Origin of the sequence: Proteus sp. FME41, from assembly GCF_014897315.1 — a bacterium.
Taxonomy (GTDB): Bacteria; Pseudomonadota; Gammaproteobacteria; order Enterobacterales; family Enterobacteriaceae; genus Proteus.
In genome coordinates this window covers 1-11,725 of sequence record NZ_JABUYL010000037.1, presented here as the reverse complement: position 1 = coordinate 11,725, position 11,725 = coordinate 1, and the positions used below count along the sequence as shown (strand labels likewise).

12 protein-coding genes are annotated in these 11,725 nt (G+C 38.6%); 2 read left to right on the top strand and 10 right to left on the bottom strand.

Translation table 11 applies throughout. The features are described from left to right. Positions 1-35: 35 nt before the first annotated feature. The 3 genes from INT04_RS18630 to INT04_RS18620 form a co-directional block, all read right to left on the bottom strand. Complete coding sequence (locus INT04_RS18630) at positions 36-932, bottom strand: Dyp-type peroxidase (protein WP_193017544.1); 897 nt, start codon at positions 930-932, stop codon at positions 36-38. A 120-nt stretch (positions 933-1,052) separates the two neighbouring features. Then, on the bottom strand, positions 1,053-1,670 hold the full coding sequence (locus INT04_RS18625; protein ID WP_226894183.1) for an RpoE-regulated lipoprotein: 618 nt from the start codon (positions 1,668-1,670) through the stop codon (positions 1,053-1,055). Positions 1,671-1,996: 326 nt separating this feature from the next. Then, positions 1,997-2,434, bottom strand: a complete 438-nt coding sequence (locus INT04_RS18620) for a GNAT family acetyltransferase (protein ID WP_193017543.1) — start codon at positions 2,432-2,434, stop codon at positions 1,997-1,999. Between the two features lie 133 nt (positions 2,435-2,567). Between INT04_RS18620 and hemF the strand changes: the two genes are divergently transcribed. Next, positions 2,568-3,476 carry an oxygen-dependent coproporphyrinogen oxidase gene (hemF, locus tag INT04_RS18615; protein WP_193017542.1) on the top strand — a complete coding sequence of 303 codons (909 nt, stop codon included), beginning with the start codon at positions 2,568-2,570 and terminating at the stop codon, positions 3,474-3,476. Between the two features lie 89 nt (positions 3,477-3,565). Here the strand turns inward: hemF and INT04_RS18610 are convergent, their stop codons facing one another. Continuing rightward, positions 3,566-3,907 carry a hypothetical protein gene (locus tag INT04_RS18610; RefSeq protein ID WP_226894182.1) on the bottom strand — a complete coding sequence of 114 codons (342 nt, stop codon included), beginning with the start codon at positions 3,905-3,907 and terminating at the stop codon, positions 3,566-3,568. 249 nt (positions 3,908-4,156) lie between these two features. On the opposite strand from INT04_RS18610, the gene INT04_RS18605 reads away from it, so the two are divergent. Further along, positions 4,157-5,071: a Gfo/Idh/MocA family protein gene (locus tag INT04_RS18605; protein ID WP_193017541.1), complete on the top strand. Its 915-nt coding sequence runs from the start codon at positions 4,157-4,159 to the stop codon at positions 5,069-5,071. Positions 5,072-5,141: 70 nt separating this feature from the next. Here INT04_RS18605 and der read toward each other — a convergent pair whose 3' ends face one another. From der to INT04_RS18575, 6 genes are all read right to left on the bottom strand, one after another. After that, the gene (der, locus tag INT04_RS18600) at positions 5,142-6,632 is read right to left on the bottom strand and encodes a ribosome biogenesis GTPase Der (RefSeq protein ID WP_193017540.1); all 1,491 of its coding nucleotides are present in this window, start codon (positions 6,630-6,632) and stop codon (positions 5,142-5,144) included. A 119-nt stretch (positions 6,633-6,751) separates the two neighbouring features. Continuing rightward, positions 6,752-7,924 carry an outer membrane protein assembly factor BamB gene (bamB, locus tag INT04_RS18595; protein WP_193017539.1) on the bottom strand — a complete coding sequence of 391 codons (1,173 nt, stop codon included), beginning with the start codon at positions 7,922-7,924 and terminating at the stop codon, positions 6,752-6,754. A 14-nt stretch (positions 7,925-7,938) separates the two neighbouring features. After that, on the bottom strand, positions 7,939-8,559 hold the full coding sequence (locus tag INT04_RS18590; RefSeq protein WP_193017538.1) for a YfgM family protein: 621 nt from the start codon (positions 8,557-8,559) through the stop codon (positions 7,939-7,941). Positions 8,560-8,569: 10 nt separating this feature from the next. After that, the gene (gene hisS / locus INT04_RS18585; RefSeq protein WP_193017537.1) at positions 8,570-9,853 is read right to left on the bottom strand and encodes a histidine--tRNA ligase; all 1,284 of its coding nucleotides are present in this window, start codon (positions 9,851-9,853) and stop codon (positions 8,570-8,572) included. 122 nt (positions 9,854-9,975) lie between these two features. Further along, the gene (ispG, locus tag INT04_RS18580) at positions 9,976-11,097 is read right to left on the bottom strand and encodes a flavodoxin-dependent (E)-4-hydroxy-3-methylbut-2-enyl-diphosphate synthase (RefSeq protein ID WP_193017536.1); all 1,122 of its coding nucleotides are present in this window, start codon (positions 11,095-11,097) and stop codon (positions 9,976-9,978) included. Positions 11,098-11,144: 47 nt separating this feature from the next. After that, on the bottom strand, positions 11,145-11,725 hold a 581-nt coding region (locus INT04_RS18575; RefSeq protein ID WP_193017535.1), incomplete at its 5' end, for a RodZ domain-containing protein.

The window sequence follows — 11,725 nt, the reverse complement described above, 5'->3', positions numbered from 1 at the left end:
TTTCATCAATAAAAACTTAATTTAGTACTAGATAATTACAGCGCTTTTAATACTTCATAAGAAGGTGCGAAATAATAACTACCTGTAACAGGTTTACTCATACGCAATAAATCATCATGCTTGCCATCTAACTCACCAAACATACTCAGTAATTGCTGTTCGATATTATATAAACGACCACAGTAAGCTAAGAAATATAAACCATGTTTACCACTCACTGTACCGTAAGGCAGGCTGTGACGTAAAATAGCTAACTCTTCACCCTCTTCTTCAATCACAACACGAGAAACGTGAGAAGTCGTATTACGTTCAGATTCATCAAGTTCAACACTGTCTTTTTTAGTGCGACCGATCATTTTTTCTTGGTCTGATTCACTAAAACGTGCCCATTTTTTCAGGTTATGTTCATAACGCTGAACTAAAACATAACTACCACCAGCATCAACACCGTCATTAATCAGTGCAACACCATAACGCTCATCATCTTGTGGGTTTTCTGTACCATCGATAAAACCACTTAAATCACGTTCTTCTATCCAACGAAAACCATGGATTTCTTCTTCCACTTTAATGGCATCACCAAAAGCAGCCATCGCCGCTTGTGCTAATGAGAAATTCACATCATGGCGCATAGATTGAATATGAATAAGTAAATCACGTTGTGTTGCAGGTGCTAATCCTTTGCCTAACGGACGAAAAGGTTTTAGCTCTGGTGCACTATTTTCATCTGATAGTTTTTTCCAAAGATCAGAACCAAATGCAACAACAGCGCCGAGTGATGCATCAGGAAATTGCTTTTGTAAATCAGATAATGATTGCATAAATTTCTGACATCCTTGACGCAGAAATTCTAATTCACCCACGACCATTGCTTCAATAAAAAGACCAAATTTACTATGTGCGACTAAAATGCCACTTTGTGCATGAGACATATTGCTTCCCTAATCAATAATCAAAACGCTCGGAATAATATCAATTATATCGAATATTTTTTCTCGAAGATTTGCCTTTCAACAAATATCAGACAGTCTGATTATAAAATCTTCCTTATTTTATAGGGAATAGCGAGAAGACGATTTATTCTGCCAAATAATTTGCGTTAATGTCCAATGAGATAAAACTTCATCTGGTGGCATTAATCCATCAGGGCCATCCCATTGTCCACTAAAAACATAGCTCACTGATTTAGCTTGTTCTGATTGGCATAATACCGTTCTTTGACTTTCATCTTTAGGGCCTCTACTGCATGCACCAAACGCTTTTTTATAGATATCTTTAAACGGTGTGCCGATTGTGGTGCCCCACTCTGTTGTAGCTTTTGTGTCAAAAACCTCTATTTTTTCAACAGTGCCTTTTTCTTTACCGTAGAAAGCAACCTGAATTTTGTTATCTTCTAAACCTTGAACAACAACGATAATATCACTGCCTTGCATTTCCATGCCTTCACGATAATGGAAACGGCTCCCCAGCTCATTTTTAATGTCATTTTCTGTTATTTTTGTTGAACCCGTAATATTGCCTAATCCATCAGCAGAAACAGTGAGCGTATCATTTGAAAACCAATTCATCGGATTTAATGCGGAAAAAGACATTCCTCCCATGGATGAACAGCCACTTAATAGCAGAACACTTGTGCTTAAACACAAGGGTAACCAAAACTTAGGCATCATTTGTTTCTCCGTTAAACTTTTTCATTGCACATTAAAATAAATATTGATGTTATCAGCACACCTTATCTTACTCGTTGTATCACCTCAATTATCAGGCTAAAACATACCGCGACAAATCAGCATAACAAAATATAGACTGAATTAACGTCAGATAACCACCTGAAAAGAAAGCCTAGTTACGACCTTCTACATCACCTTTTGTTCCATAGAAAAAGTAATATCAGATTTTACGTATAAAATAAGCGGTATAAGCGTAGAAAGAAGAATAAAAAAAGAGATGAAAGTCAAAGTACAACCCCCAAAATATCAGGGGTTTTAATAGAGGATTAGAGATCAAAATCCTGATCAACAATTAATCGCTTAGTATAAGTTGTGCTTTCTTGGTTTTGATCTTCATACAACAGTTTTTCAAACATAAAAATTGTTGCATCATTTTCTTCTGGAATAACTAATGTCACTTGTGGACACCCTTTAGCTATTAGCTTTTTCTCTAGTCGAGAGATCAATGCATTGGCAATCCCTCTCCCTCGAAACTCAGGATGAACCCCTAAATAATATAAAGATCCTCGGTGGCCATCGTAGCCTCCCATCACACTCCCCACAAGTTCACCAGCAACTTCTGCAATTAAAAATAAATCAGGTGAATGGTTTATTTTTCTTTCAATATCAATTTCAGGATCGTTCTCTGGCGAGATTAAATCACAACGCTCCCAAAGGGTAATAATTGCCTCAAAATCATCTTGGCGAAATACACGTATTTCCATGGTTTTGCCTATTATTGGTCATATAAATCTGAATTTATTATCGCTTGTTTGGTTTATGAATCAACTTGAAAATGAGAACATAGACAATATGGCGTTCTATTTTTAATAAATATGATAAAAATTGTAGGTTATTATGAATTTACCTGATATTCATCGTGTTAAAGAATTTTTCTTATCGCTACAAGATTCAATTTGTCACGCTCTTGAAAACATAGACCAAAAAGCCACTTTTCAGCAAGATAACTGGGAAAGAAAAGAAGGCGGTGGGGGACGTACTCGTGTATTAACCCATGGCGCGCTGTTTGAACAAGCTGGCGTTAATTTTTCACATGTCTATGGTGAGTCATTACCTAAATCTGCTACTGCACATCGCCCTGAATTAAGCGGCCGCCGTTTTCAAGCAATGGGTGTTTCATTAGTTATTCATCCACTTAACCCTTATATTCCAACCTCTCATGCTAATGTGCGCTTTTTTATTGCAGAAAAAGAGGGAGAAGATCCTATTTGGTGGTTTGGTGGTGGGTTTGACTTAACGCCTTATTACGGCTTTGAAGACGATGTTATTCATTGGCATAAGGTTGCTCAATCGGTTTGTGCGCCTTTTAGTGAAGATTATTACCCGCGTTATAAAAAATGGTGTGATGATTATTTTTATATTAAACACCGCAATGAACCGCGTGGTGTAGGTGGTCTTTTCTTTGATGACTTAAATACACTAGATTTTGAACACTGTTTTGAATTTGTTCAACACGTTGGCCTTGGTTACCTTGATGCATACATGCCTATTGTTGAAAAACGTAAATCAATACCGTGGGGAGAGCGTGAGCGCCAATTCCAGCTCTATCGCCGTGGTCGCTATGTTGAATTTAATTTAGTGTGGGACAGAGGCACATTATTTGGTCTACAAAGTGGTGGAAGAACAGAGTCAATTTTAATGTCAATGCCACCTTTAGTTCGCTTTGAGTATGATTACTCACCAGAACCAGATTCACCTGAAGCAAAACTCTACACGGACTTTTTAATTCAAAAAGAGTGGGTATAACGTACTTAATTTATTGATAATAAAGCCACATTAGAAAGGTGGCTTTACTGAAATAGTACAGGTAGTTTAATAACAAATATTTTCTAATATCAATTAAACAAAAATGCCAGTAATCCTGTGACTTTATTTTTATTTTCCCATCCTTCAGCTCTCATACAAGTATTGAAATAGTCTTTGCGTTCCCATTCATTCGCATCAGAAGGAAAAGAGGCGCCAGAATTAGGGATATCTTTGCCATTGACACGCATTGGTGCAAATGATGGCTGATTTGAAGTGACATAGTGGGCAGGATATCGTTCCGTTGCCTGTTGCATACACATCGTTTTAGCGATATCTAACGGTGAGGGTTCCACCGTCTTAGCTTCCCACTTTTCGGGTGTTGTACAAGCAGAAAGTATAAAAACCGAGGTAATAATAATCTTTTTTTTCAACGTAATAACTCTTTAAAGCGAATAAGAATTAATTGCATTTTAAACTATTATTTGAAGAATTAAATTAATTTTTTATGAAATACAAAAAGCCACTGACCTCAGTGGCTTTAAAATTTGTCACTCTATGTACTATGATTATTGAGTTTAACGCATAAAAACGAATCTAGTTTAATTACGCTTCACTGGTAATAACACAACCTTTATGGCCTTTAGATTGATATGCATTCCAAAAAATAAAAAAGGTAATCAATGAAAAAATTACGTATCGGTATGGTGGGTTTAGGCGCCATTGCACAAAAAGTTTATCTTCCTATTTTAACTAAGGCCACTTATTGGGAATTTATCGGCGCATTTTCACCTAATGAAGAAAAAGGAAAAAAAATTTGCGAGGCTTATCGTATTCCTTTCTTTAACAACTTAGATGTTCTGGCTAAACAATGCGATGCCATATTTGTACATAGTGCGACTTCAAGCCATTTTGACGTCATAAAATTTTTATTAAATACGGGTGTACATGTTTATGTTGATAAACCCTTAACAGAACATATTCATCAATCAGAGGAACTGATTACGCTTGCGACTAAAAAAAATAAAAAGTTAATGGTTGGTTTTAATCGTCGCTTCGCACCTTTTTATCATCAGTTGAAACAAAGCATGACTCACCTCTCTTCTTTACGGATAGATAAGCATCGATGTAATAATATAGGCCCTAACGATACACGCTTTACTGTATTAGATGATTATTTACATGTTGTTGATACAGCACTTTGGTTTGCTGGATCAAACGCGACGTTATTAAGTGGTAGCATTATTCAAACAGAAGAAAATTCACTGTTTTATGCTGAACATCATTTAAAAATCAAAGATTGTTGGATAACGACATCTATGCATCGAAAAGCAGGGAGTCAACAAGAGCAACTTATTGCTATTAGTGAAGATGCCATTCATCAAATTACAAATATGAATTTATGGCGCAGCGAAATTAATAATACAATAACTGAAAAACACCCTGAAAATTGGGATCCCATTTTATTGCAACGGGGATTTATTGGTGCTGTAGAGCATTTTATTCAATGCGTTATCAATGATACCGAACCGATGACAAGTGGCGAACAAGCCATTATTGCTCAATTTATGATAGAGAAAATGCTAGCTAATCAATGAATTTCAGATATAAAAAAACTGAGTTCATTATAAGTTGAACTCAGTTTTTTATTTTTGAAACCTAATTAACTTATTTCGATTTTTTCAAATGTGACATTAAACGCTTACGCTTACGCATTTGAGAAACGGTTAATTTATTTTTCTTATCCGCATAAGGGTTTTCACCCTCTTTAAATTGAATGCGAATTGGCGTACCCATGACTTCCAGAGTACGGCGGAAATAGTTCATTAAATAGCGTTTATAGCTATCGGGTAAATCAGTAACCTGATTACCATGAATAACCACTACCGGTGGGTTATAACCGCCGGCATGTGCATATTTCATTTTCACACGACGTCCGCGAACAATAGGTGGCTGGTGGTCATCTTCTGCCATCTTCATGATGCGCGTTAACATTGATGTACCTACACGGCGTGTCGCACAGACATAAGACTCTTGAATAGATTCAAAAAGGTTACCTACACCACTGCCATGTAATGCAGAAATAAAGTGAACACGCGCAAAATCAACAAAACCCAGCTTAAGATCAAGCATGGCTTTCACTTGTTCACGATCGTCTTGAGTCATGCCATCCCATTTATTAACAGCAATAACTAACGAACGCCCCGCATTCAGAATATAACCTAATAATGAAAGATCTTGGTCTGAAATACCTTCACGGGCATCAATAACTAACAAAGCAACGTTAGAATCTTCAATTGCTTGCAATGTTTTGATAACAGAGAATTTCTCGACGGTTTCTTTTACTTTACCGCGCTTACGAACACCTGCGGTATCGATGATAATGTATTCTTTACCATCACGTTCCATTGGGATATAAATACTGTCGCGTGTTGTCCCTGGCATATCGTAAACAACCACACGATCTTCACCCAGCATACGGTTTGTCAGTGTTGATTTACCGACATTAGGACGACCCACGATCGCTAATTTTACAGGTAATGTAGAAGGATCGAAGTCATCTTCTTCCTCTTCTAGTGCCTGTGCTTCTTGTTCAGCTTCTAATGCCGCCCAATAAGCTGCGTTTTCTTCTTCTTCTGTTAATTCTTTCTCTTCTTCAACCACTTTACCCGTGACTGGCAATAATGCTTGCTCAATCAGTTGAGCAACACCTCGCCCATGAGAAGCGGCAATAGGGAAGATCTCACCTAACCCTAAAGAGTAGAAATCAGCAAGTGCGGTATCAACATCTATACCGTCAGTTTTATTCGCCACTAAATATGTTTTTTTCTCGACGCCACGAAGGTGTTTTGCAATACCTTGATCTGCTGGCATCAACCCAGCTCGTGCATCAACTAAAAAAAGAACAATATCTGCTTCTTGAATAGCCTGTAGTGATTGTGATGCCATATGGGTTTCAACACCCTCTTCAGCACCATCAATACCACCTGTATCAATAATAATAAATTCTTCGCCTTCTAACTCTGCACGACCGTATTTACGGTCACGAGTGAGGCCAGGAAAATCAGCAACTAATGCGTCTCTTGTGCGTGTTAGTCGATTAAATAACGTGGATTTACCCACGTTAGGGCGCCCTACTAAGGCAATAACGGGTATCATTTTTTGATGCCTCATAAAAATACAATCATAATTCTGATTGTATTTTACATGTAATTACTAAAAAGACGAAACGGCTCCTTTATAGGAGCCGTAAAATAAATAGATTCGCCAGCAATAAATTACCGACTATAAAGATAAAGTTTACCGTCACGAGCTTGGATCATCAGCTTATCTTTTGCCGCTTGTGGGCGACTTAATAAACCAGAGCTATTCACTTCGTTTTGTGCAATGAATTTACCAGTGCTGGTATCAATCCAATGGAGATAACCTTCTGCATCACCAACCACTAAATAGCCATCAAAAATAGCCGGCGCAGTTAAATTACGATGCAGTAAATCTTCTTGTGTCCATAATGTCACACCATCAGATTTACGAACAGATAAAACTCGGTCATTTTGGTCAACAAGGTAAAGATTATCACCTGACAACACCATATCATTGACTGAACCTAAATCGCGTTTCCAAAGAATTTGTCCAGAACGCATATCAAGGCTGACTAAATTACCGTTATATGCCATTGCATAAACAGTATTTTCATCAATAACAGGGGTGATATCCACATCGTTTAATCGGCTGATTTCGGTGGAGCCTTTGATCTGAGAAATGTTTTGCTGCCAAATTAATTGTCCTTGAGAAAGAACAACGGCACTGACACGACCGTTATCTGCACCAATAATAGCAGCACCATACGCGACTGCTGGTGCAGACTCACCACGAAGTGATAATGATGGTGTGTCTAAGTTAACGGTCCATGTGATTTCGCCAGTTAATAAATCCAGCCCTTGCAATAAGCCATTGCTAGTATGGATAAGTACTAATCCATCACTGACAACCGGTTTTGAAATGGCTTCACCCGCCACATCAGTTTCCCAATCAATGGAACCATCGTCTGTATTCAGTGCATACACTTTTGCTTTTTCAGTTCCAACAAAAACGCGAGAACCTGAAACGGTCAATCCACCTGAAAGTAATGCAGATTCATTAGAAGAAAGAAAACCAGTTTTAATAGAGAGATCTTGTGACCAAATCTCTTTACCTGTGTCCAGATCTAATGCTTTAACTAAACCATGGCGATCAGCGACATACACAACTGAACCATCCCATGTTGGTGACAAGTGAGAATAGTATTTACCAATACCATTTCCAACTGATTTGTCCCAAACAGCTCTAGGTGTAAATTGGCTCTGCACCTCAGGTAATGGAGACATTGTCACATTATCCTGTTCACTAGAACACCCTGCCAATAAAGCAGATGCTAGTAGACCAACCAGGAGAGTTTTACGCAGTTGCATGTCTGAAGATCCCTTTAATTGGATAAATTATTGAGTTTAAGTTCAACCAGTGAGCGAATAGCACCCGCATTTTCATCTGTTAATGCGCTACGATAAGCCGCTGTTGCGCCTGTATTATCGCCTTTTTTCGCTAATACATCACCACGGATATAATTTTTCATTCCATTCCATGCTTTGCCTTTCACCTGCTCTAATGAAACCAATGCAGCATCAGTTTTATCTAATGCTAATTGTACGCGAGCTAAGCGAAGATTCAGCATATCTGCAAAAGCATCATTTTTTACTTTTGATACAGCAGCAACTAAGTGGCGCTCACCATTGACGAGATCATTAGTATCGATAGCAATTTGCGCAAGTTCTAATGACGCTAAAGCGCCATAAATATCATTGGTATCAGTAACAAACTTTTCCGCTAATGCGATATTTTCAGGCGTAGGTTTAGCAAGTGCTTCACTCACAGTTCCAAAAGCATCTGCGCTTTCTTGTAAGCGATTAGTTTGCTGTGATTGCCAATATTTCCAACCAAATACGCCACCAAAACCAATAACCGCGGCTAAAACAATGGTTAAACCGTAATTTTTTACAAACTGTTTAATTGCATCAACTTGTTCGTTTTCGGTGTTATAAACTTCCACAAGTCTCTCCTTAACCTAATAACAGAGTCAATTGCTGAGCGAGCTCATTACGAGCAACGATTGTTTGCTCCCCTGAACGCAAATCTTTCACTGCAACAGTACCAGCATTAATTTCATCTTCGCCTAAAATGAGTGCAATCTTAGCACCTTGTTTATCAGCACGTCCTAATTGCTTTTTAAAGTTACCATTACCATGATTCGTCATTAAGCGTAATGTAGGCAATTGGTCACGAATTTCTTCAGCCAGTATTAATGCTGCGCTTTGGCTTTTTTCACCAAAGGACGCAAGGTAAACATCAGCCACATTGGTATCTGCAACAAATTCAGGGTTAACCGCTTGAACTAATAAAATCATGCGTTCCATCCCCATTGCAAAACCTACTGCTGGCGTTGGGTGCCCACCGAGTTGTTTTACAAGACCATCATATCGACCACCAGCACATACAGTTCCTTGTGAACCTAATGCGCTAGTTACCCATTCGAAAACGGTACGGTTATAGTAATCTAAACCGCGGACTAAACGCTGGTTAACTCGGTATGTAATTCCTACTGCATCTAATAATGCACAAAGACCATCAAAGTGTGCTTTTGATTCGTCATCAAGATAATCGAAAAGTTCAGGCGCATCATTCAATAAAGTCTGAATTTCTGGATTTTTTGAGTCTAAAACGCGCAATGGGTTAGAATACATACGACGTTTACAGTCTTCATCTAACTTATCAACATGTTGTTCTAAGAAGGAAACTAACGCTTCACGGTAGTGAGCTCGTGCTTCTAACGAACCAATTGAATTAAGTTCTAAGGTGACATGCTCTGAAATACCTAACGCTTTCCACCAGCGTGCTGTTAGCATAATTAATTCAGCATCAATATCTGGGCCTTGTAGGCCAAAGACTTCAGCACCTAATTGGTGGAATTGGCGATAACGCCCTTTTTGAGGACGTTCGTAGCGGAACATTGGCCCTAAATACCATAGACGCTGTTCTTGGTTATAAAGTAAACCATGCTCGATACCTGCACGCACACAGCCAGCCGTATTTTCTGGGCGTAATGTCAAGCTTTGTGCATCTTCACCGCGATCGGTAAAAGTATACATTTCTTTTTCAACAACATCGGTGACTTCACCAATTGCTCGCTGAAATAGAGGGGTATGCTCTACGATAGGTGTTCTGATTTCACTAAAACCATAACCCGCTAAAATCTGTTTTAGCGTATTTTCAATTTTCTGCCATACACGCGTGTCAGCAGGTAGATAGTCGTTCATACCACGAATGGCTTGGATTTTTTGTGCCACTTTTCTTCTCTAATAGTTATTAATTGATTGTTAGGCTGATTATAGAAGCGAAATCAATCAGTATTCAATGTGAAATCAAGACTAAAACAGGCTCATTGTTCAATGAGCCTGTTTTTTGAGTGTTATTTATCCAGTTGATTTATATTTATGCGCATACTGTCATCAAGCATTGATGCTTTAGCACGAATTTTGGCTTCTAATAAATCAATCATATTACCGTTATCAAGACGCTCTTTTTGTCTTACGCCATCTTCATAGAAGCCACTGCGTGTTTTAGCACCCGTAACACCGAGTGTAGACACTTCAGCTTCACCGGGGCCATTAACAACACAACCAATAATAGAAACATCCATTGGAGTGATAATATCTTCTAGACGTTGCTCTAATTCATTAACCGTTCCGATAACATCAAATTCTTGACGTGAACACGTTGGGCAAGCAATAAAGTTAATACCACGAGAGCGAATACGTAAAGATTTTAGAATATCAAAACCGACTTTAACTTCTTCGATAGGATCAGCCGCTAACGAAATTCTTAATGTGTCACCGATACCTTCTGATAATAAGATCCCAAGACCGATGGCCGACTTAACAGATCCTGCTCTTGCCCCACCCGCTTCGGTGATCCCGAGATGTAACGGCTGATCAATTTTCTTCGCTAATAAACGGTAGGAATCGACTGCAAGGAATACATCAGAAGCCTTTACACTAATTTTGAATTGTTCAAAATTCAGTCTATCGAGAATATCAACATGACGCATCGCTGATTCAACTAGCGCTTCAGGTGTCGGTTCGCCATATTTTTCTTGAATATCTTTCTCAAGTGAACCGCCATTTACACCAATACGAATGGGAATATTATAATGACGAGCACAATCAACAACCTGACGAATACGTTCTTCACTACCAATATTACCTGGATTGATACGTAAACAATCAACGCCATATTCAGCGACTTTTAATGCAATACGATAGTCAAAATGGATATCAGCGACTAAAGGCACATTGACTTGTTGTTTTATTAACTTAAATGCTTCAGCGGCATCCATTGTGGGTACCGAAACACGAACAATATCCACCCCAACACGTTCCAGAGATTTTATCTGGCGAACAGTCGCTTCTACGTCTGTCGTTCGTGTATTCGTCATCGACTGTACTGCGATAGGTGCTCCATCGCCAACGGGGACATTACCCACATAAATGCGAGTCGATTTACGACGAATGATAGGTGATTCTTTATGCATTGATTAATTCTCCCATGCTTCCATGCTTGCTCAAATGTGTAGTCAGATTAAGCGCTCGGTACTGTTATTTTTGCTATTTTTCCAGTAAAACGGCTTAAATCAATTGATTCACCATTAAACTGCAAGCGAGTAACAGAAGGTGCGCCTATTTTTAATTTATAAGGTTGCTCACCATCAAACTCCAAACGATCGCCCGCTTTCTTAATACCATTAAATAAGACTTTATTTTGAGCATTACGAATTTCTAACCAACATTCACCATCAAACATTAAGACCAATTGATTTGCAACGGCTAGTGTTTCTGACGATGTGGATTCTTGTGTTGAATTTGCACGAGAAGTTGTTGATGTTGTAAGAGGTGATACAGGTAATGGAACCGTTCTCACTTCTACGGGTGATGTCGTCTCAGTTGTTGGTGATGTAGCGACATTATTCGCCTGATTATCTACCAATGGAGATGCAGGTACTTGTAAGTTTTCACCCTCAGATACCGATGGGTTATCTAAGGTTGCAGCTAAAGGGGAGTTTATCGTATTTATATTTTCATTCTGCCCTATGTCTTGTGATGCCATAGAGACTAATTCTTGTTGATCTGCTTGATGCCCTTGCCACCACCAAACCCCCACTA